This is a genomic window from Saccharopolyspora mangrovi, assembly GCF_035320975.1.
In the GTDB taxonomy this organism is placed as follows: domain Bacteria; phylum Actinomycetota; class Actinomycetes; order Mycobacteriales; family Pseudonocardiaceae; genus Saccharopolyspora; species Saccharopolyspora mangrovi.
The window spans coordinates 200,056-222,061 of the sequence record NZ_JAWLNX010000002.1 but is presented as its reverse complement, the minus strand read 5'-3'; the positions used below and the strand labels follow the sequence as shown (position 1 = coordinate 222,061).

The following is a 22,006-nucleotide window of genomic DNA, read 5'->3' as shown; positions in this document are numbered from 1 at the left end:
CTGCCGACCTTGTCCGCAGGATCGGATGCGGCGCTTTTCCCGGGGCCGGTACTCGTTCGGGATCCCCTGGAATGCGCATCAGCGGTATCGGAGTGCCGTTTTTCGGCGTCACCAGAGCGACGTCGGCACTGGCCCCCGGCGGTCGCGTGGCCGTCGGCTGCGGAGCGGTCGGCCCTCGGGCAGCCCCTCGAGGGGCTCGGACGGCGGCTGAGCAGCATGAACGGGTCGTGGCTGGGGCAGCACCTCTCGGTCGGTGGTCGCCTGGTGGGACCGTGGCGGTTCAGACCAATCCCGGTCGGCGGTCTCCGGCGCTGCAGGGTGACCCAGACCACCGCTGGTTGTCGTGTGGCTGCCGTTCGTGCGCCGTTCGCCAGCGGTCGTTGCGCTTTCCTTGCACGGCAAATCTGAAGCCACGTAACTTTCGCCACGATGTCATGAAAACTGAAGCGCGGAATGCCGTGGATTTCGCGTTCGGTTCGCCGCACGCCGCGTGGGCGGTCACGTGTCGTGCGACGAACCGCGGCAATTCGCACTTGGCTTGCCGCTCAGTTCTCGTGGCGCGTCCGAGTGGGCCAGCGGTCCGTGTTCGAAACCCGAGCAGCGATTCGGGGCCCGTGCGCACTACGACATGAGCGTTTCCCACACCGGCATTCGTGCCGGTGTGGCAGGGGACCAAAGGCGGTCTTACATGGCAGACATTCACCGGCTCGAGTCGCCGACCCGCAACGCGGGCAAGGCGACGGTGTACGGGGCGTGGGAGCGCTTCGTGCAGGGCGAGGACGACATCCGAGGCGTGCGGCCCGAGGTAGCGCTGTCCTGGCACCGCTGCCGGGACCAGTACCGCGTCGACCCGTACCTGACCGAAGCGCCGGAGGCCGCGACGGATGTCGACCACACGCTCGAGCACGGCGTCGTGTTCGCCGAACTGGGCTTCCGCGCGGCCTCCGTGGTGGACGACGTGAGCAAGATCGGTGGCGTCGTGACCGTCGCCGATGCCAGTGGTCGGGTCTTGGCCGAGTGGGGCGACAAGGCCACGCGCTCCTTCGCCGCCAAGGCCAACCTGGCGCCGTGGTTCTGCTGGTCGGAGGGCGCGACCGGCACCAACGGCATGGGTACTGCGCTGGAGGCGCACACGCCGGTGGTGATCCGGGGTGCGGAGCACTGGTGCCAGGCGTTCCACGACTGGACCTGCGCGGGTGTGGCCGTGCGGGACGTGGTGACCAAGGAACCGGTCGCGGTGCTCAACATCTCCTGCTGGCGCAGCGATCTGCCTGCTCCCGTGGGTGCGTGGCTGAGCAACGCCGCCAGCAGGACGCAGTTCATGCTGCGACGTCGCGCTCGCGACGCCGGCGCCGAGCTGGTCGCGGCCTACAACCACGCCAGGTCGCGGTCGAGCGGAGGGCTGGCCGCGGTGGATCCCGCAGGTCGTGTGGTGATCGCCGATGATGCGGCCAGCGTGCTGCTCGGCGTCCCGAGCTCGACCCCGGCACCCGATCCCGCGATGAGGTGGAACCCGGGACTGCCGGGGCTGACCCGCGCCACCCGCTATGCCGCCAAGCAGGCCGCGTGCAACCCCGCTTGGGTCGGCTCGACGCAGATCTTCACCCATCTCGCCGATGAGCCGACGCCGATCACCATCCGGCCCGTCTTCCTGTCCGGTCACCTGGTCGGCAACCTGATCTCGTTCGGGGTGCACGAGGGCGAGCAGCTGCCGCGGACCGAAGGTGGCGGTGGTGCTCACGACCAGGACCAGGCGTCGCGGATCGTGGCGATGCGGGAGAACCGGATGGTGCTGCTGCGGCCGCCGGAGGTCGCTTTCGCCGAGTCCGACGGCAACGACGTGTGGCTGTCCACCGACCAAGGTCGCTTGCGGGCGAACCGGCCTGCGCTCGACAAGCTCGAAAGGGAGCTGGGCGGAACCGGTTTCCTCCGGGTGCACCGCCAGTTCGTGGTGAACCTCAGCCGCATCCGGGAGGTCGAGCGCGGTTTCAAGGGTGAATTGGCCCTGGTGATGGACAACGAGGCGAGCACGATGGTGCCGGTCTCCCGGCGCAACGCTCCAGCGGTGCGCCGGGCGCTGGGCATCTGAGGGAGACATCGGGAGGAGCTTCCATGCCGGAGAACCCGGATGCCGTGGCGATCATCAGGAACTACGACCAGAGCGTGCAGCGGGAGGCGGTGCGCGGTCGCAACCACCCGGTCGCGGGCGGGGACAGCCGTGACTGGTGGCCGCACAGGCTCAACCTGGAGATCCTGGCCAAGCACCATCCCGCGGCCAACCCGTTGGGCGCGGATTTCGACTACGCCGTCGAGTTCGGCAAGCTCGATCTGGATGCGCTGGCGCGTGATGTGGATCGGGTGCTGACGACCTCGCAGGAGTGGTGGCCCGCGGACTTCGGCCACTACGGTCCGCTGGTGCTGCGGATGGCGTGGCACTGCGCCGGGACCTACCGCGTCGGCGACGGCCGGGGTGGTGCGGCGTCGGGGATGCAGCGGTTCGCGCCGACCAACAGCTGGCCGGACAACCGCAACCTGGACAAGGCGCGGCGGTTGCTGTGGCCGGTCAAGCAGAAGTACGGCCGCAGCATCTCGTGGGCGGACCTGATGGTCTTCGCCGGCAACCGGGCGCTGGAGTCGATGGGGTTTCGCACCCTGGGCTTCGGCGGCGGCCGAGCCGACGTGTGGGAGCCGGACGCCGACGTCTACTGGGGTCCCGAACGCACCTGGCTCGGCGACGAGCGGCACACCGGCGTGCGCGACCTGGAAGAACCACTGGCTGCCGACGAGATGGGGTTGATCTACGTCGACCCGCAGGGCCCGGCCACGCTGCCCGACCCGATCACCTCGGCCCGCGACATCCGGGCCACGTTCGGGCGCATGGGGATGAACGACGAGGAGACCGTCGCGCTGATCGTCGGCGGTCACACCTTCGGCAAGACTCATGGGGCCGCTGACGTCACCCGCAGCCTCGGTGCTGATCCTGAGAGCGCACCGCTGGAGGACCAGGGCCTGGGTTGGCGGAACGCCCACGGCACGGGCAAGGGCGCCGATGCGATCTCCAGCGGGCTGGAGGGGACCTGGACGCCGAATCCGACGCAGTGGGACAACGGGTTCCTGGAGACCCTGTTCGCCTACGAGTGGGATGTGGAGCTCAGCCCCGCTGGGCTGTGGCAGTGGGTTCCGCGTGAGGGACAAGGGCACGGCACGATTCCCGACGCGCACGACCCGGACAAGACCCACGCCCCGACGATGCTCACCACCGACCTCGCGCTGCAGGAGGACCCGGTCTACGAGCGGATCGCCCGCCGGTTCCTGGCTCGCCCGGACGAGCTGGCCGATGCTTTCGCGCACGCGTGGTTCAAGCTCACCCACATCGACATGGGCCCGATCCAGCGCTACCTCGGGCCGCAAGTGCCCACCGAACGACTGATCTGGCAGGACCCGGTCCCCGAGGTCGACCACGAGCTCGTCGACGACGCCGACATCGCCGACCTCAAGCAGCGCATCCTCAGCTCGGGCGTGACGGTGTCACAGCTCGTGTTCACCGCGTGGGCCTCGGCGTCGACCTACCGCGACAGCGACAAGCGCGGCGGCGCCAACGGCGCCCGCCTGCGGCTCCACCCCCAATGCGATTGGGACGTCAACGATCCCGACATGACCGCTCCGGTGATCGCCGAGCTGGAAGGCATCCAGGAGCGGTTCAACACCGACCAGGCCGGGGTGAAGCGGGTGTCACTGGCCGATCTCATCGTCCTCGGCGGTTGCGCCGCGGTGGAGCGCGCCGCGGCGCTGGCCGGCCACGACATTCAGGTTCCGTTCACGCCGGGGCGCACGGACGCCGCCCAGGAGTGGACCGACGTGGAGTCGTTCTGCGCGCTCGAGCCCCGCGCGGACGGCTTCCGCAACCACCTCGGAGCGGGCGCCCGGTTGCCCGCCGAGTACCTGCTGGTCGACCGGGCGAACCAGCTGAGGCTGAGCGCCCCGGAGATGACCGCGCTCGTCGGAGGGCTGCGCGTGCTGGGCGCCAACCACCGGGGCTCGCAGATGGGCGTGCTGACCATCCGGCCGGGAACGCTGAGCAACGACTTCTTCGTCAACCTGCTCGACATGCGCACCGAATGGGTCGCCACGTCGCCGAAGCACGCCTTTCCCCACCGCTTCGAGGGGCGCGATCGCGAGACCGGCGAACCCAGGTGGACCGCGAGCCGGGTCGACCTCGTCTTCGGCTCGCACTCCGAGTTGCGGGCGCTGGCCGAGCACTACGCGGCCGAGCAGGAGGACTTCGTGCATCGATTCGTGGCCGCGTGGGACAAGGTCATGAACCTGGACCGGTTCGACATCCGCTGAGGAGTTGCGATCAACCGGACCGAGTTCCGGGAAGCACGAAAACGTCTATCAACCCATTCCGAAACGACGTCGGCGGGAACACCTCGCCGCGCATCGACTGCCGCGATGTGCCATTTGGCGTTCGGGCGGTGTTGAACGCCGCGTGGACGGGATCAGGGAGGTTCAAAGGTGCGGACCGCGACTGGATTCCGGCACCGAGGTGCAGCGATTACCCGCGCAGCGGGGAAATCGCATCAACTCGGCGGGGGCCCGCCGTTGCCCGAGGTGCGAGCGCGCGGTCTGGGCAGGTTGAGGACCGCTGGACCGACGGGGTTTCGGGTGCTTTTCGCTTGCTCGGCGGTCGAGGCGGGACGCGATACCCCGGTATCGGAGAGGGTGATGCGGTTGGGCGGTAGCTGATTCAGTGCGAGCGGTGCAGCTGGCCGAGTTAGCGGTAAACCCTTCCGGTGCGGTGCACGTCACCGTAAAATTCCGGAGTATCACAGGTTAATCGGTCGGTACTCGGAACCGGCGGACGAAGAATCGAAATGTCGTTGCCGAGCCAGCAAGTGCCTGTGGGAGGGAACAGCGCATCAGCGCGCAGTTTCGATCAGTGCAGCTGATCTCGTCCCTTTCTGTGAGATGGCCGAGGGAAGTCCCGGTGAAACCGGCGTGTTCGCACGCCTGCCGTTGCTGTCCTCGGTGAAAAGCAGCGTCTGCGGTGGTGTTGAGCGATGGGAACTCTTCGTCTGCGGCTGAGGCGGACCCATTCGCGAGCGACCCAGACCTGAGCGATCCGGACGTGGATTCGAAATGAGGAGGTGAGGTCCGATGACGACGATTCAGGAGCGCGAAGACCTGCTGAGCGAGCTCGGCTTGGACGCACAGAACACCGCAGCCATCGGTCGTGTGCTCGGAACCGGCAGCATCGAGCGGGCCACCGAGCGGGCGGACGGCACGATGGAGGCGACCATTCGGATCAAGGAGGACGAGATCGCTTGGGATCCCGCGATCCTGGTCCTTCCCCACGGTGGTGATCTGGAACTGACGATCATCAACGACGACAAGAACACCCACGCCTGCTTGCTGCCGAGCAACGGCGACAAGAAGTTCATCTGGCTGCTGAACCACTCCAAGGGCCGGGCGAAGATCAACCTCGATGGTCCCGGCTACTACTGGTACAGCTCGCCGGGCGGTAACGACGAGGGGCGGGGTCTGACCGCCGCCATCGTCGTCCTGGGGGAAGTGCCGCCGGAAGCCCGCCTCGACCGCCCCGACCAGCCGCGCCGGTAGGAAAGGAACCAACTGATGACGATCGAATACGTGGACGCCGGTGAGGCGATCGACCACGGAGCGCTGAGCGCCGTCTCCGGCACCGCACCCGCGGTCGCCGACAACATCAACTACGAGCGCATCCTCAACGCGCGCTCGGAATCGCACAACTGGATCACCTACTACGGCGACTACGACGGCAAGCGGTACAGCCTCCTGGACCAGATCCACACGGAGAACGTCAAGCGCCTCGGGCCGGCCTGGATCTTCCAGGCGGGGACCTCGGGTCAGATCGCCGGTGCTTCGACCTACGCGTTCGAGACCTGTCCGCTGGTCGTGGACGGCGTCATGTACGTCACCGGCTGGGACGGCTGGTTCTGGGCCCTGGACGCCAAGACCGGCGAGCAGCTCTGGCGCTACAAGCACGCGGTTCCCTTCGACGTCTCGCTGTGCTGCGGCAACGTCAACCGCGGGTCCGCGGTGGCCAACGGCAAGGTCTACTTCGTGACCCCGAACGCCCACCTGCTGGCGCTGGACGCGGCCACCGGCAAAAAGGTCTGGGAGAAGACCATCGGTGACGTCCGCGCGGGCGAGAGCGCTTCACTGGCTCCGCTGGTCGTCAAGGACACGCTCATCACCGGCAGCGCCGGCGGCGAGTTCGGCGTGCGCGGTCACATCGACTGCTGGGACCTGGAGACCGGTGAGCAGCGCTGGCGCTGCTACACCGTGCCGAAGCCGGGTGAGCCGGGATCGGAGACCTGGCCGGCCGACGGTGAGAGCTGGGCGCGCGGCGGTGCGAACCACTGGGTCACCGGTACGTACGACCCGGAGACGAACCTGTACTACGCGGGTACCGGCAACCCGGCGCCCGACTTCGACGGCGCGGTCCGCGAGGGCGACAACCTCTACACCGACAGCGTGGTCGCGGTCGACGTGGACTCCGGCGAGATCAAGTGGCACTACCAGTTCACCCCGCACGACCTCTGGGACTACGACTCCACGATGGAGATGACCCTGTTCGAGCGGGACGGGAAGAAGCTCCTCGGCCACTTCGACAAGAACGGGTACTTCTTCGTCCTGGACCGCACCAACGGCGAGCTGCAGCACGTGACGCCGTTCGTGGACCGCATCGACTGGGGCACCATCACCCGCGACGGCAAGGTGACTCCCCGGAAGTACCCGGACAAGGAGGGCGAGCCCGTCCACTTCTACCCCGGCCCGGCTGGGGCGAAGGAGTGGACGCACGCGGCCTACAGCCCGCGAACCGACCTGTTCTACGTGCCGGTCGCCGACGTGGGCGCCACGGCCACCCGCCGTCGTCGTGAGTTCAAGGAGGGCATGCCCTACTGGGGTGCCGCCGTGCAGGTGGACATCGACGACATGGCCGGGTCGGTCAGCGCGTTCGACTCCCACGGCGTGGAGCAGTGGCGCTGGCGCAACCCGCACCCGATGGCCTCGTCGGTGCTGGTCACCGCGGGGGATGTCGTGTTCACCGGCACCCCGACGGGCGAGTTCCTGGCGCTGAACGCCCGCACCGGCGAGGAGCTGTGGAAGTTCCAGTGCGGTAGCGGTCACCACGGCAGCCCGATGACCTACTCGGTCGACGGCAAGCAGTACGTCGCGGTGCCGGTCGGTTGGGGTGGATGGCTCGAGGGCATCATCCCGGGCATGCTCGGCGCGGGCCACGGCAGCGCGCTGATCGTGTTCGCGCTGCCGGACTGATCGGGGTCCAGCGCCGTTCAACGGTGTGAAGCCGGGAGACCTCCGGTCGGGTGCGAGCGCATGGCGCAGCACCACCCGCCCGGAGGTCTCCGTCCTAGCCATGACTCCTGTCTCGCGGGCCTCGCGGCTGCTTGATGGCGAAGGCGTTAATCACCCGGTTGCAGCGCCTGGTTCATCGGGCGAGGCCCGCGGTGGCCGGCCGGGACCGCTGCGCGCGGTCCTGGTGCGACCACCGAAATCCGAGGAACACCAACGGAAACACCGTTGAAGGGACGGCTGCGGGCATCACCGCCCGGACGGGGCCGGACGAGCGAGTGGCTTCCGAAACAATGCTACGGGAGGATGCATTGGGGTCGACGCGACGTGTTGTCGGGATCAAAGGGGACCGGCAGGTCCTGTTGGACATCGCCGAGGTGATCGTGGCCGAGGCCGTCGGAAGGGCCGTGTGGCTGAGGACGGACCTCGGGCGGTTCCGGTGCGCGACGGACGGAATAGACAACATCGACGACAAGTACTCGGAATGCGGCTTCGTGCGCGTTCACCGCAGCTACTTGGTGAACTTGAGCCGTGTCCGGGAGGTGTCGCGCAAGGACGGAGGGGAGCTCGAGCTGACCGTCGAGAACTACGGCGGGATCGTGCCGGTGTCTCGTCGACGGGCGAAGTTCGTCACCGAAGCGCTGGGCCTGTGAGATCGTCGATGCGCGCACTTGCGGCCGGACTCGTCCGGCCCGCCACGCGAGTGCGCGCAACCCTTCGCGCTCGGACCGTTTGTCGATCTCCGGCCGCCTTCGGGGGCTCTCTGGGAGCGGCTCGACGAGAAGGCTTCTCAGCGCGTCGTGGCCTCTTTGGCCTTCTCCAGGACCTGCAGAGCCGTGGCTTGTGCGATGTCGGCGACGGCGGGGTCGCGCTCGAGCAGGGCGGTCGTGGTCGCCCCCTCCATCAGCTGAGCGATTTGGCCTGCGACGAAGTGCGCGTTGGGTAACTCGCATTCCTCCACGAGTTTGACCACCCACGCCCGCATGGCGTTCTTGTGCTCGCGCACCGCGTTTCGCACCTGCGGTGAGGTGTCCGCGAGTTCGACCGTCGCGTTGACGAAGGCGCAGCCTCGGAACGAGGGCGAGGCGAACCACTCGCGGAGCGAGTCGAAGACCGAGAGCAAGCGCTCCTTGGGTGATGATGACCAGTCGACGTCTCCGCTCAAGCGCGCCCGGTGGCAATCGTCCAGATGGTGCAGGCACGCGACGATGAGGTCGGTCTTGGTCGGGAAATGCTTGTACAGCGTCATCTTGGCGACGCCGATCTCGCTGACGAGCGTGTCCACCCCCAGTCCGGTGCCGCGCTCGTACATCATCCGCGAGGCTTCCTTGATGATGAGTTCTCGTTTGTTCTCAGCGTGCTCCGTTGGTGACACAGACGCACTCCTGGTCGGAGTAAGGAATTGTTGAATCTGATGATCTAGGCCAGACTAACCGCGTGGTCGGGATTGTGCAATGGGCTCGCGCGCAATGGGTTCGGTTGTTCGTCCCAGCCTTGTGCAGGATCGGCGCCTCCCACATCTGCGACTGGTGTTGGGGTGCGATGGCGGAATGGATCCACCCGGGCGAATGTGGGGACCGTTCGTGCCACCAGGCTGGCGTTTCGTGCCGATTGCGTTGACTGGACGTACAGATCCGTGCAGCCTGATTACTCGGTATGCGTCCTAGATGTGGATGAGAACCGCAGGGCTGAGGAAGGGCGGCGCGGAGCTGGCGAGTTGTCCAGGATGGATTCGAATCTCCCGCGTTCGGCCTGGCCCCGAAGACAGCCACCGCTTGGACCTCGAGGTGATGGCCGACTGCAGGAGTCGGCTCGCTTGGACCTTTGCTTGAGCATTGGGTGGTCAGCAATTCTGAACCGGCCGCCCGGTTTGAAATACCGCGCGCTAGGAGGCGTAAAGAAAATGTCGACCTTGACTGAAATCGCCAACACGCTTGTTTCGAATAGGCGCGGCGTGCTCGCGGCCGATGAGAGCATCGGAACGATGTCTTCGCGCTTGGAAGGCGTCGGGGTGAAGGCCACTGACGAGAACCGGCGCGTTTATCGGGAATTGATCGTCACCACTCCTGACCTGGCCGAGTCGATCAGTGGAATCATCCTGGCCGACGACACCATGCGTCAGAAGCTCTCGGACGGCCGGAGCTTTCCCGATGCGCTCGCGGACATGGGGATTCTCGCCGGGATCAAGGTCGACACGGGGGCAAAGCCGCTGGCCGGGGCTCCGGGCGAGAAGGTCACCGAAGGCCTCGACGGCTTGCGCGAACGCGTCGCCGAGTACGTCAGCCTCGGGGCGACCTTCGCCAAGTGGCGCGCGGTGATCACGATCAGCAAGGGGCAGCCCACCGAGCGGGCGGTGCGCGCGAACGTGCACGCGCTGGCGCGGTACGCCGGTCTGTGCCAAGAAGGGGGACTGGTGCCCATCGTGGAGCCCGAGGTGCTGATGGACGGCGACCACTCGCTGGCGCAGTGCCAGCAGGTGACCAGGGCGGTGCTGCGGACCTTGTTCGACGAGCTCGACCTGATGCAGGTGAAGCTCGACGGCATCGTCCTCAAGCCCAACATGGTGGTGGCGGGCAAGGACTGCCCGGAGCAGCCGGGAGTGGAGGAGGTCGCGCAGACCACGGTGGACACCCTGCGCGACACGGTGCCGTCGTCGGTGCCGGGCATCGCCTTCCTCTCCGGTGGTCAGAGCCCGGAAACGGCGACCCGCCACCTCGGGGCGATGCAGAACTGCGGCGAGCTGCCGTGGGAGCTGACCTATTCCTTCGGGCGAGCGCTGGTCGGGCCGGCCCTGGAGACGTGGCGGGGCGAGGAGGGCAAGTGGAAGGACGCCCAGCGGGCGCTTTCCGTGCGTGCCGTCGCCAACGCCGCGGCGCGCTGAGAGCAGGGGCCGCGCGCGGGCGCGGCAGCAACTGGCCAGGGGGTGCGGGACTCCCGTGGCGAGTTGAAGGCTCCCAGCGAGCCACACCGGGTGGCGTGAGACCCGGACGAGCCGATCGGACCGGCGCAACGTGCCGGTCCGATCGGCTCGTTTGCATGCTTCATCACCTCTATTGCTTCAGTGTCGAATGAAATCAATGGATTAGCGAGTTCGCGCGGTGGTGGTGAGCTGGCGGGTGAGGGCGTGGGCTTCGTGGAGGAGGAGGGCGCCGAGTTCGGGTTGGCGGGTGGGCTTGAAGCGGGATTCGATGCCGGTGAGGGTGAGTGCCCAGGCGGGTTTTCCGGTGTGGTCGAACACGGCGGCGGCCATGCCCCAGCTGCCTTCGACCACGAGGCCGGGGTTGAGCGCGTAGCCGCGGTGGCGGGTGCGGGCGATGCGGTCGCGGATCGCCTCGGGTGAGTGGTCCGGGCCCCAGAGCGCGGTGAGGTCGGTGCGGTCGAGGTAGGCGTCGATGTCGGTGTCGTCGTGGAAGGCGAGCAGGACCAGGCCTGCGGAGACGACTCCGAGGGGGAAGCGGGCTCCTTCGTAGAGCACGAAGGAGCGGATGGGGAAGTCGCCGTCCTCGCGCAGCAGGCACACCGTTTCCTCGCCGCGCAGGGCGGAGAAGAACGCGCTCTCACCGGTTTTGGCGGCCAGCCGGTGCACGCTGTCGCGTGCGTGGTGGGTGACGTCGTAGCGGGTTCCGGCGGTCTGGCCGAGCAGGTAGAGCTCGGGGCCGAGGAACCAGTTGCCGGTGCGGGGGTCGCGGTCGACGAAGCCCTCCTCGGCCAGCGAGCTGAGCAGCCGGTGCGCGGTCGGGCGCGGGAGTCCGGTGTCGCGGGCGAGGTCGGTCGTGGTCGCGCCGGCCGCGTTCTTCGCCGACAGCGCGCGCAGCACAGCGCCGATCTTGCTGACCAGTGCGTTGGGGCCGTCGCTCATGGCGGTCATCGTAGCGTCCACTGAGTGAACGCAAGCGCCTCCTGTCGGTCGGTGAGCGAGCGGATCAGGCCCGAATCTTGCGGTGGACGAAGCTCGATGCTTTTACTGCTCGGCGTCCGCGAGTTGGACGTGGGAGAGGTGATGAGGTGTCGAAGCTGCGTGGCAGCGCGCCGGAGGCGCTGGCGGGTGTCCTCGCCGACGGGATGACGCTCGCCGTGGGCGGGTTCGGCCTGTGCGGCGTTCCGAACGATCTGATCGAGGTCGTGCGCGACAGCGGCGTCCGGGATCTGACGGTCGTGTCGAACAACATGGGCGTGGACGGCAAGGGCCTGGGCCTGCTGCTGGAGAACCAGCAGGCGTCCAAGGTGATCGCCTCCTACGTGGGCGAGAACAAGCTGTTCGCCCAGCAGTACCTGGACGGCACGCTGGAGGTGGAGTTCGCACCCCAGGGGACGTTGTCGGAGCGGCTGCGGGCCGGTGGCGCGGGCATCGCGGCGTTCTACACCCGCGCGGGAGTCGGCACCCCGGTCGCCGAGGGCAAGCCGGTGGCCGAGTTCGACGGGGTGAGCTACGTCCAGGAGCGGGCGATCGTCGCCGACGTCGCGCTGGTGCACGCCCACACCGCTGACCCGGCGGGCAACCTCGTCTACCGGGCCAGCGCGCGCAACTTCAACCCGGTAGTGGCCGGCTGCGCGCGGGTGGCGGTGGTGGAGGTCGAGCACCTCAGCGAGGAGCACCTGGATCCCGAGCGGATCGTGACCCCAGGCATCTACGTGGACCGCCTGGTGGCGGCCAGGCCACGGGTCAAGGACATCGAGAAGCGCACCGTGCGCAACCCGGCCACCGCCTCGACGAACTAGGAGCAGCAGATGAGCTGGACTCGTGACGAGATGGCGGCCATCGCCGCCGCCGAGCTCCGCGACGGCGACTACGTCAACCTCGGGATCGGGATCCCGACCCTGGTCGCCAACCACGTTCCGGAGGGCGTGCAGGTGACCCTGCAGAGCGAGAACGGCATCCTCGGCGTGGGCCCGTTCCCGTGGGAGGGAGAGGAGGACGCCGACCTGATCAACGCGGGCAAGCAGACCGTCACGGTCAACGCCGGTGCCAGCTTCTTCGACTCGGCCACCTCGTTCGGCATGATGCGCGGTGGGCACATCGACATCGCCGTGCTGGGTGCGCTGCAGGTCAGCAGCACCGGCGATCTGGCGAACTGGATGATTCCAGGCTCCCTGGTCAAGGGCATGGGCGGAGCGATGGACCTGGTCGTGGGTGCGCGCCGCATCGTCGTGCTCACCGACCACGTCGCCAAGGACGGCAGCCCGAAACTCGTCGAGCGCTGCACGCTGCCGCTCACCGGAGCAGGAGTGGTCAACCGGATCATCACCGACCTGGCCGTGCTCGACGTGACCCCCGACGGCCTGCACCTGGTCTCACCGGCTCCCGGCGTCACCGAGGCCGAGGTGCGGGCCAAGACCGCAGCCCCGATCCGGCAGCCACTCAAGAGGTGTAGCTGACGGCAGGTAACCAACGCCCTGGCCTTGCCGGTGAGCCCGACGGAGGAGGCGCGGCACGACATTACTGTGAAAAGGTTGACACGCCCCGTTGCAAGCTCGGGTACGAACTCGAAGGCCGCTTGCTGATGGAGTCGGCCGCGCTGACCGCGCAGGTCAGCGGGATAGCTCCACGTTGAGACTTGCCTGCCGTAGAGACACGATCGGCAGGACGATTGCTGCAGCAACGAGCGAGAGTCTGCTCGGTAGGTGGAGGGGTGGGGATCCAACGCGTGGCGCATCGGTCCGATACACATTCCGGCCAGTGACATCCCGGGGGTTAGCTCCGAACATCACGGCGACGCTCAACGGAACTCATCCGAAAAATGACCAGCTCCGTACCGAGGAGCAGGTTATCCACGCTCAAGGTTAGGGACGAGCCGAGGAGCGCGACCCCACAGCTCATCGATCTCTTCCGGTGAGGGCTTCGGGATCGCTCCGATCAGGAGGTGCAAGCCGTACACGTCCAGCAGTGCAGGCCCCGTAGTCTGCGACTTCGCCCATGATCGAGCGGGGGAGTGACTGGTTCAATCCGCCAACTGCCATGTGGCGGTGCTCCATAAGGCTTCCGGGGCAGCGTGGAGCGCAGCGAAACGGGCGCTCTCGTACGTTGTTGATCTAGCCGCGGTCAGAGTGGCCCCGAACCGGAAGATCGCGTTCCTGAACTTCAGGATGAGGACCGGATCGTCACCATGGGGTGCCGTGGAGGGAAGCGAGTTGTTGACCTTCCACCGGTGTAGCTCGTCGCGGGTCCGCGTGGCGCCGACCAGCTCGCCCTAGCGTGCTGCGCAACGCGGGCGAGACCTGGAAGAAGGCATCGTCTGGAATGTGCCGCGGGGTGGGCTCGGCTTCGAACGCCCGGTGTCCCACTTCCCCGCCACCAGCGGCATGGAGGCTTGTGGAGCGATGTTGTGCCAGGCGCGTTCGAACGGTGCGAATACGTCGGACAGCGAAGGGACATCCGCGGTGGTCGTCCTTCAGCCTGCCGGCGTGCAACGCACCCGAAGTTGATGTTCTTCCACTCATCGCGGTGTCTTCGGCGGTGTATCCGTAGGATGGGCCTTGAGGTAGTGGTCGACGGAGCCCGTTTTGAAAGCTCGCCAGAACTCGGCGCCGCGCGTGGTGTCGAGCCGGACCACTGAAAGCCCTTCCTCCTCACCGACGCCGGCGATCGGGGCGGTGAGCAAAGTGAGTGCGTCGGTGTCCATTGAACGCACTCCCAACATGAGGGAGCGGAGCTCATCATTGGTGAGCGTCGCGTCCACGCGCACCATGCGAGTTAGGGATTGGAGCAGTTCATACGCTCGCTGTGGGTCGGTGTAGATGTCGTTGGAGGCGACTTTCCTCGTCAACGCGCGGACAAGGTTTTGCTGCCGCTCGACCCGATCCAGATCGCCACGGGGCAACTCGTGTCGTTGGCGCACGTATGCCAGAGCGGCGTGCCCGTCGAGGTGGTTGATGCCCTTCGTGAAGTTGACAGGTCCTCGAAATGTGACGGTCGAGGTGGCGTCAGATACAGGGACATCCACGCCGCCCAGCGCGTCGATCACGCCTTGGAAGCCGGCGAAGTCCACGTTTGCATAGTGATCCACCCGAACTCCGGTGAACTGTTCCAACGTGCGCACCAGCAGGCTCGGCCCGCCAAGGGCGAAGGCGCTGTTGAGCTTTCCCTTGCCGTGCCCGGGAATGTCGACCCAGCTGTCTCGCGGGATGGATGCGACCAGGGCGCTGCGCCGATCTGCGGACAGCCGAGCAACCATGATCACATCGCTACGCTGATTGCCGGTCGACGCCGACGTGTTCGGCGCACTTCCGGACGTGTGTTCCGCGGTCCCGTTGTCGGCTCCGACGAGGAGGAAGGTGATGCTTCTGTCGGCCGGGTGCTCTTGGACTGGTCGGCCAGATGCGGGGACGTCGTTGAAGACATCAGGAACGCGCTGCACGCGTTGCGCAAGGTGCTCGCTGATCCCGAACAAGGCACTGACCGCGAGGACTGCGAGCAGAAGCAGTGCCGTCAGTGAGGCGATGACTGCCTGTCGTGCGCGCCGCCTCTGTAGTCTCGGCGAAGCCGTATCATCGTGCGGCAAGTTGAGCATCTCGTTGCCGGATTTGCGAGTGAGTTTCACGGTTTGCGCACCGTTCCAGCCGTTGATTATCCCGGTTTTCGCTTCTTGTTGTCGCTGGGAAGCGAGCTGACCACGTGAATGACCGTCACCATCGATCGGTGCCGATCATTCGAAGTTTCCACCACTTCTGCCGAAGGGGGGAATGATTGCGCAAATTACAGAACCCAGGAAGGAAGCGCGCGACGGATGGTCGTCGCGCTGTACTGCGTTTGGGTGCGGCGATGGGAAGTTCCTGCTTCCTGGTGACTCGTCACCGTGCCGGTTAGGTCGGGCGGCTATCGCGATCGCGGCAACTTTGGGCAGCCGTACTCCGCTCGCCAAGCGGCAGCGGCATCCGGCGGTACCGACACATCGGGTTGTTGGCCAACGCGGTAAGCGTCTCAGGACGTCGCTGACGATCGGATCTCTGCGCCGATCGAAGCTTCACGGGTCCTCGACCCGGGCCCCACCGATCGGAGCCAATGGTTGGTTGGAGAATGTTCACCCCAAACAGTGAACTCCGTCGCCTCGAGTGGGACTCGACTGCACCAGGCCCTGTTCAAAGTGGGGTTATCTCCCACCGAAGGGCTGGGCAGGTTGGTCATCTTCACCGACTGGTGGCGTCGCATCCAGTTGAACCGCGTGAACCGGCCTGTGGCGCCGCTTGGTCCGAGATCAGCACGTCCGCAACACGCTTGCTCGCACGGCCATCCCATAGCGCGGGTCGAAGAGGAGGCGGAGGGTGCTTGATCAGCTCACGTGCAGAGGAGAGGATCTGACCCGGATCACACCCGACTAGCTGGTTCGTTCCCTCCGCGACGGTGCTGGGCCATTCTGTGTTGTTGCGAAGTGTCAGACAGGGTGTCCCTAGCGCTGTTGTCTCTGCTTGCACTCCGCCAGAATCGGTGAGGACCAGAGCAGCGCCGTCTTCGAGGGACACGAAATCCAGGTACCCTTGCGGCTCGATCGTCAAGACGCCAGGTGGAAGGTGCTGTTTCAACCGATCGCGGGTCCGTGGGTGCATCGGGAAAACCAGCGGCAGTTCTTGGCCAATCTCCGCGAGTGCTTTCAGCAACCCGTGAAGCACATGCTCGTCATCGACGTTCGCTGGCCGATGAAGTGTTACCAGTCCGAAGGCGCCCCTAGAGATTCCCAGATTCTCGAGGACCGGACGCTTGCGCGCGCTATCCACGTTCGCGAGCAGCGTGTCGATCATGACATTACCGACGAGGTGCACCCGTTCGTCCCTGTAGCCCTCGACCCGGAGGTTCGCTACCGCGTCTTCACACGGAGCGAGCAAGTAGTCGCTGACTCGGTCCACAGTGACCCTGTTGACCTCCTCTGGCATGCTCCAATCGCCACTGCGAGGGCCCGCCTCCACATGCGCAACGGCCACGCCCATCTTGGCGGCGACCAACGCGCAGGCCAGCGTGCTGTTGACATCACCGAAAACAACAACAAGGTCGGGCCGCAGTTCCGTGACCAGGGGCTCGAATGCGAGCATCGTCAGACCTGTTTGCTGGGCGTGGGTGCCCGACCCCACGCCCAGGAAGTGATCAGGACTCCGAAGGTCAAGTTCCTTGAAGAAGATCTCGTTCATTGCGCGGTCGTAGTGTTGACCTGTATGTACCAAGAAGCACTCGGCCCCGCGAGCCTCAAGCTCGTCCATGACCGGTTTGACCTTCATGAAGTTGGGACGCGCACCTGCGACGCACACTATTCGAATCACGTACGGAGTATCCCTAGGGCCAGTGCACTCGTATCAAGGACGACACGCCTAGGAGCCAAAGGACCTCCGATCGGGCGATACATCCGAGCGTTCCCGAAAAAATCGCGAGTCCCTTTCACCGCACAATCTGGTGGACTTAGCTTCTAATGCCCGGCAAGGAGTGCCAGCAGTCGCGTTGGGGATTAGCATTCCGTGTTGTCCGGCGAATCGGATCCGTATGCGGTGCGACTTCGGATCTCGATGGCGTCTCCGCGCCTCCGTCGGTCGCGGAAATTCCCCTCTCGGGGCGTCCTGAATTATGTAGATCTTTTTCTCCGGTTCGGTGATCGAGGTGTTGATGAAGCAGCTGAATCCCAGCGTCTTGGTGCTCAACCAGTTTGCAAAGCCACGCAGCGAGACGGGGGGGACGCGTCACATTGAGCTGTTCGATCGGCTGCGCGGTTGGCGCTTCCGGATCATCGCTGGTGATCGGGATCTATACACTTGCCGGAGCTTTTCCACCGACGAAGCTGGGTTCACCACCGTTCGCGTGAGTCATTACGAAAGGAATGACCGCCGGCGCATCCTCAACTGGGTAAGCTATTGCGCCGGCGCCGTTTGGGTCGGCCTCCGGTGCCAACGGCCAAATGTCATCTATGCCTCGTCCCCACACATGCTGACGCCCCTTGCTGGTTGGATGCTTAGTCGGCTGCGGCGATCCCGATTCGTCTTGGAAGTCCGCGACCTCTGGCGGCAGTCTCTGGTGGCGACCGGGCATCTGCGTGAAGGCTCGGTCGCTCACCGGTTGCTTTCGCTCCTAGAGCGCTGGGTCTACCGACGAGCTGACCACATCGTGATCGTGAGCGACGGCTGGCGTCCCTTGCTCGAGCGGGACGGCGTCGACCCTCGCCGCGTAACAACGATCAGCAACGGGGCTGAACCGGATGATTTCAGGCCGGATCAAAGGTACGTCCCCCTGCGTGAGCGGGTGCCAGTACATGGTCGACTAGTCGTGTACGCAGGGGCGCACGGTGCGGCGAATAACGTCCAGGCAGTGCTGGACGCAGCCGCCGAACTTCCTGAACACACCTTCGTGCTAATCGGCGACGGCATGGAAAAGGCCCGACTCGTCCAAGAGGCGCGCAGCAGAGGACTGTCCAACCTGCATTTTCTCGACATGTTGCCGAAATCCGAACTGGCGGGAATCCTCAACGGCGCGGACATCGGCCTACATGTTCTTGCGGATTTGGCGGTGTTCCGCGCAGGCGGCAGCCCCAACAAGCTTTACGATTACCTGGCCGCAGGAGTGCCGGTGGTGACCAATGTCGTCGGTGAACCAAGTTCGGTCGCCCGCATGTCCGGGGCTGGTATCGGCGTCTCCCCTGATTCCCTTGCCGACGGCATCCGCGAGTTGGCGGGACTAAACGAGTCTCAAATCGCGAGTATGCGCAAGAACGCAGTGGAGTACATGCGCACACATAAATCGCGAACAGTTCAGGCTCGACGCCTGCAATCAGTCCTCGACCAGCAGCTTAGGTCGAATCAAACTGATGCTCATCCCGTGATCTTCGCTTTGCGGCGGTAGCGCACGTGTGAAGGTGCTCGGAATTCGCTCACCGCACGAGGGACAAGGCCAGGCCGTTCCGGCCTTTCCTTCGAGCGCCATGTCCCCCTTGTTCGGGATCTACCTGCCCTCGACTGGGAACACCACGCGATACAGGTACCTAACGCCTCGCCGCACTCGCACCGACCAACATGCAAGTACGTTGCGGTAGGCGGAACCGCCTAGCAAAGGCGAGAAATCGTAGACCGAACGGCATCGGTAATCAGGCCCAGCGCAACGCGATGAGTTTCCGGGTCCTTGCCGAACGGGTCAGGGATCTCACGCTGAGGCGCGGGAGGTACGGTGCCCCGTCGGCTCCGTCCGATACGTACGAGTTCGCGTGCTCGCTGGACGGGATCAGTCGGCAACCGTAGGTTTGATAGATCTGTCGACGTGAGAAGATGCGCGAACTCCAGCAGACTGAATGTTGTGCGGAGTGCGGGCGGGTATTGCTCAACGACAGCGGCACGATGCGATAGTTCGGCGGTGAGAACGAGATCGGCTTCCCGTAGTTGCGAGTCGTCCAGCTGCTTGGCCGTAAAGCCCTCTCCGGTCAGGCCCATTGTTTGAAGATCCGCTTCAACATGCGGGTCCATAGCGGCACCTTGGATCGCATGTGTACCGGAGCTCGTGGTGGTGATCTTCCGGCAATCCTCTGGCCCGAGGCGTTCGGCGACGAGTGCCCGGGCGAGGTGCTCGGCGAACGGGGACCGGCAAATGTTCCCAGTGCACACGAACAGCAGCGAAAAGCACTTCGGACCCGGTTCGTGAGTCTTCGCAGGAGCCATCATGGGTGAATCCCGTTCGTGGATGCGGTGAATTTGCTGAGGATCACGTTTCATGCTGGAGATTTCGGGGTGGCGTGGGTGCGCTGAGATCAGCGCACCCAAGCCTCCGCGCACTCGGGTCATTTGTACGTGCTAGAGCTGCTGATGAGGTTGATCACTTCTTGGTCGGTTCTGTCGGAATCCGATGTGTGAGCTGGGATCGGCGAGCCGGCCCGCACCGGCTGGTCGCTTCGGCTCGCCCCGGCCCGGGGAGTCTGTTGTGTCACCGTCCCGTAGTACTGGTAACGGTTGGTATTGGGAGCGGGAGCCATGTTCAAGATCGTTCCGAACACCCTGGCACCAACCCCGGCGAGCATGTCCATTGAGGACTTGACGAGGTCGCGGCTGGTCTTCCCGTACCGGACGACCAGCAGAGCGCCGTCGCAGTGCGCGGCCAGTGCCGCGGCGTCGGTGACCGGAAGGAGTGGCGGAGCGTCAACGAGTACCAGGTCGAACTGGTCCCGCAACGAGTTCAGGAGGGTCTTCATCTGGTTTGACGCCACGAGCTCACTGGGGTTGGGAGGAACCGGCCCGCTGGCAAGCACGCTGAACATCTCACCCCACGGCTGCAGAGCATCCTCGAGCGAAACCCGTCCCACGAGAACGCTGGTCAGCCCGACCGCACCTTCGAGACCGAGGTAGTCTGCCGCGCGCGGTCGGCGCAGGTCGGCCTCGATCACGGCGACCCGGTTTCCCGCTTGGGCGGCTGCGATCGCCAGGTTGCACAGCGTTGTGCTCTTTCCCTCCTCCGGCACCGAGCTCGTCACCAGCATGACCGACGCGGGTTGGTCGATGTCGACGTACTGCAGGTTCGTCCGGATCTGTCGGAACGATTCCGCGCGCGGGGCCTGTGGGTCCTCGTGCACGACCAGCGGCATGCTGGAGACCGACGACGCATACGCCACGGTGCCCAGGTTGGGCAGTTCGGTCAGCGAAGTCAGCTGTGCGGCCGACTTGATCGAGTTGTCAAGCGCGTTGCGGGCGAAGGCGCCGGCCAATCCACAGATCATTCCGAGCAGCACACCGAATGCGCAGTAGCGCAGTGGAGTGGGGGCCACGGGCTCGTTGGGCAGCGTCGCTGGTTGGACGATCTTCGCGATCACGGTCGGGGCGCTGCCATCTGCAGGCCGTTCCAGCTCGGTGACCAGTTTGGTGAACTGTTCTCCGACTGCTCCCGCGAGGTGCTGCGCTTGCTGTGGGGAGGGGTCGAAGACGGATGCCGTGATGAGCACTGTGTCGGGCTCGGCGACAGCGGTGATCCGTTCAGAGAGTTCTTCGGGTTTCATATGCGTCTGGGTGCGTTCAATTACTTCCCCGCTCAGTCGTTCACTGCTGAGCAGGGCCACATAGGACTGCACCTTCTGAGCTGACAGAAGACTTCCCTGGTATGCATCAGCCGTGTCGGTGGCCCGCGCGGAGATGAAAAGCGTGACATGCGACGTGTAGCGAGGCTGCATTCCGAAGCTGACGGCCATCGCCACGAGCAGCCCCAGAAGTGACCCGGCAACGATAAGACGCCAGCGCTCTCTCACGATTTGCAGGTACCTGCTGAAAGACACGTGAATTCTCCTCATATCTCAGTGATCGTCTCCGACGAAGTTAACTCCATTCAGGAGCCCGGCACCACGCGAGATCGCCATCCGATGGAATGATCGTCGGGCATCTGGCCGCGCACGATCCACCTGCGGCTGCTAGATCTTTGCGCGGGTCTTCTCGCTGCCGAGGCGGCGATCTGGGCATGGCGTGGTCTTCCTCCATGCGGTCTGCAGAGAGGTATTCGAAATGAGAAGAACAAGTGACCACCCGTGGGTGTGGCAGCGCAGCGATGGCAATGAATCGAGCGGGGTCGCAGAGCCCACTGTTCACGAAACCCTCACGCTTTCCGGTCTTCTTGATCGGTGGGAGGTTCGTGCGGATCAGCCGCCGCCCGAGCAGGATTCGTCAGCGGTTGGTTCCGACATGGAGTTCGTCGATCTGCTGGGCCGCAGCCCGGTGCGCATCGACATGGCCGAGGTCCTTCACACACTGGTGGGGAAGCGAGTTCTGGTCACGGGTGCCGGTGGCTCGATCGGATCGGAGCTATGCCGGCACATTTCCCGACTCGGTCCGGGGGAATTGATGATGTTGGACCGGGACGAGTCGGCTCTGCACACCGTTCAACTCGCTTTGCACGGACGGGCGTTGCTGGATTCGCCAGAAATAATCTTGGCCGACATCCGTGATCAACAGTACCTCATGAAGATCTTCGCGGAACGTCGTCCTCAAGTGGTGTTTCACGCCGCAGCACTGAAACACCTTCCGATACTGCAGCGGTATCCGGGAGAGGCCTGGAAGTCCAATGTGATCGGTACGCAGAACGTTCTCCGTGCAGCAGAGAACACTGGTGTTGAGAGGTTCGTCAACATCTCCACCGACAAAGCCGCGAACCCGACCAGCGCCCTCGGTTACTCCAAGCGTATCGCCGAGCGGCTCACAGCCGAGGTCGCACAACGGGTGGACGGGACGTACGTGTCAGTGCGGTTCGGCAACGTGCTCGGCAGCAGAGGTTCGGTCTTGGGCGCGTTTCTCGACCAGATATCCAGCGGCGGCCCCGTCACAGTGACGCACCCCGACGTCACCCGGTTCTTCATGACCGTGTCGGAGGCAGTGCAACTCGTGATCTACGCGGCGGCCATCGGCGGTCCCGGTGAAGCACTCGTGCTGGACATGGGCCAACCGGTGCGCATCGACGACCTCGCGCGACGTCTGATCCGACGGAGTGGCCGCCCGATCGAGGTCGTCTACACCGGACTCCGGCCCGGGGAGAAACTCCACGAAGCACTCTTCGACGGCAGCGAGCGCGATTTTCGGCCGCTGCAGCCGTCGATCGCACACGTGACCATGCCCGGACTGGAGTTGGCTGATCCCCGAGAGGCCGACGTTCGTTCACCAGACGAGCTGATGAATCTGCTATCCGAGCTGGCAACGTGCGTAACACAGCCGATGTGAGGGGAGG

At 65.3% G+C, this 22,006-nt stretch carries 16 protein-coding genes; 10 read left to right on the top strand and 6 right to left on the bottom strand.

Annotated features, from left to right (window positions below; translation table 11 throughout):
• Nucleotides 1–688 precede the first annotated feature (688 nt).
• The 5 genes from R4I43_RS03605 (at nt 689) to R4I43_RS03585 (ending at nt 8,009) form a co-directional block, all read left to right on the top strand.
• Nucleotides 689–2,089 (top strand): DNA-binding protein, encoded by a 1,401-nt coding sequence (locus tag R4I43_RS03605; RefSeq protein WP_324264055.1) that lies wholly within the window; start codon nt 689–691, stop codon nt 2,087–2,089.
• Nucleotides 2,090–2,112: 23 nt separating this feature from the next.
• The gene (gene katG / locus R4I43_RS03600; protein ID WP_324264054.1) at nt 2,113–4,347 is read left to right on the top strand and encodes a catalase/peroxidase HPI; all 2,235 of its coding nucleotides are present in this window, start codon (nt 2,113–2,115) and stop codon (nt 4,345–4,347) included.
• An 810-nt stretch (nt 4,348–5,157) separates the two neighbouring features.
• A complete protein-coding gene (locus R4I43_RS03595) occupies nt 5,158–5,619 on the top strand; it encodes an MSMEG_3727 family PQQ-associated protein (protein WP_324264053.1) in 462 nt (153 codons plus the stop codon).
• Nucleotides 5,620–5,634: 15 nt separating this feature from the next.
• Nucleotides 5,635–7,320 (top strand): PQQ-dependent dehydrogenase, methanol/ethanol family, encoded by a 1,686-nt coding sequence (locus tag R4I43_RS03590; protein ID WP_324264052.1) that lies wholly within the window; start codon nt 5,635–5,637, stop codon nt 7,318–7,320.
• Between the two features lie 398 nt (nt 7,321–7,718).
• Nucleotides 7,719–8,009, top strand: a complete 291-nt coding sequence (locus R4I43_RS03585; RefSeq protein ID WP_324264051.1) for a LytTR family DNA-binding domain-containing protein — start codon at nt 7,719–7,721, stop codon at nt 8,007–8,009.
• A gap of 137 nt (nt 8,010–8,146) precedes the next feature.
• Here R4I43_RS03585 and R4I43_RS03580 read toward each other — a convergent pair whose 3' ends face one another.
• Nucleotides 8,147–8,731: a TetR/AcrR family transcriptional regulator gene (locus R4I43_RS03580; RefSeq protein ID WP_324264050.1), complete on the bottom strand. Its 585-nt coding sequence runs from the start codon at nt 8,729–8,731 to the stop codon at nt 8,147–8,149.
• A 528-nt stretch (nt 8,732–9,259) separates the two neighbouring features.
• Here R4I43_RS03580 and R4I43_RS03575 point away from each other — a divergent pair.
• Nucleotides 9,260–10,237, top strand: coding sequence for a class I fructose-bisphosphate aldolase (locus R4I43_RS03575; RefSeq protein ID WP_324264049.1), 978 nt, complete (start codon nt 9,260–9,262; stop codon nt 10,235–10,237).
• A 201-nt stretch (nt 10,238–10,438) separates the two neighbouring features.
• On the opposite strand, the gene R4I43_RS03570 is transcribed toward R4I43_RS03575, so the two are convergent.
• Complete coding sequence (locus tag R4I43_RS03570) at nt 10,439–11,215, bottom strand: IclR family transcriptional regulator (protein WP_324264048.1); 777 nt, start codon at nt 11,213–11,215, stop codon at nt 10,439–10,441.
• 146 nt (nt 11,216–11,361) lie between these two features.
• Between R4I43_RS03570 and R4I43_RS03565 the strand changes: the two genes are divergently transcribed.
• Together R4I43_RS03565 and R4I43_RS03560 are read left to right on the top strand one after the other, a co-directional pair.
• Entirely contained in the window at nt 11,362–12,075 is a 714-nt protein-coding gene (locus tag R4I43_RS03565; RefSeq protein ID WP_324264047.1) for a CoA transferase subunit A, read from the top strand.
• A 9-nt stretch (nt 12,076–12,084) separates the two neighbouring features.
• On the top strand, nt 12,085–12,732 hold the full coding sequence (locus R4I43_RS03560; protein WP_324264046.1) for a CoA transferase subunit B: 648 nt from the start codon (nt 12,085–12,087) through the stop codon (nt 12,730–12,732).
• 1,058 nt (nt 12,733–13,790) lie between these two features.
• Here R4I43_RS03560 and R4I43_RS03555 read toward each other — a convergent pair.
• Entirely contained in the window at nt 13,791–14,894 is a 1,104-nt protein-coding gene (locus tag R4I43_RS03555) for an LCP family protein (RefSeq protein WP_324264045.1), read from the bottom strand.
• 586 nt (nt 14,895–15,480) lie between these two features.
• Nucleotides 15,481–16,590 (bottom strand): non-hydrolyzing UDP-N-acetylglucosamine 2-epimerase, encoded by a 1,110-nt coding sequence (gene wecB, locus R4I43_RS03550; RefSeq protein ID WP_324264298.1) that lies wholly within the window; start codon nt 16,588–16,590, stop codon nt 15,481–15,483.
• Between the two features lie 334 nt (nt 16,591–16,924).
• On the opposite strand from wecB, the gene R4I43_RS03545 reads away from it, so the two are divergent.
• The gene (locus tag R4I43_RS03545; RefSeq protein WP_324264044.1) at nt 16,925–18,166 is read left to right on the top strand and encodes a glycosyltransferase family 4 protein; all 1,242 of its coding nucleotides are present in this window, start codon (nt 16,925–16,927) and stop codon (nt 18,164–18,166) included.
• A gap of 200 nt (nt 18,167–18,366) precedes the next feature.
• On the opposite strand, the gene R4I43_RS34255 is transcribed toward R4I43_RS03545, so the two are convergent.
• Together R4I43_RS34255 and R4I43_RS03540 are read right to left on the bottom strand one after the other, a co-directional pair.
• Nucleotides 18,367–18,972, bottom strand: coding sequence for an arsenate reductase/protein-tyrosine-phosphatase family protein (locus R4I43_RS34255; RefSeq protein WP_407691194.1), 606 nt, complete (start codon nt 18,970–18,972; stop codon nt 18,367–18,369).
• Nucleotides 18,973–19,091: 119 nt separating this feature from the next.
• Nucleotides 19,092–20,570 carry a polysaccharide biosynthesis tyrosine autokinase gene (locus tag R4I43_RS03540; RefSeq protein ID WP_324264043.1) on the bottom strand — a complete coding sequence of 493 codons (1,479 nt, stop codon included), beginning with the start codon at nt 20,568–20,570 and terminating at the stop codon, nt 19,092–19,094.
• A 250-nt stretch (nt 20,571–20,820) separates the two neighbouring features.
• On the opposite strand from R4I43_RS03540, the gene R4I43_RS03535 reads away from it, so the two are divergent.
• Nucleotides 20,821–21,999, top strand: coding sequence for a polysaccharide biosynthesis protein (locus tag R4I43_RS03535; RefSeq protein WP_324264042.1), 1,179 nt, complete (start codon nt 20,821–20,823; stop codon nt 21,997–21,999).
• Nucleotides 22,000–22,006 lie beyond the last annotated feature (7 nt).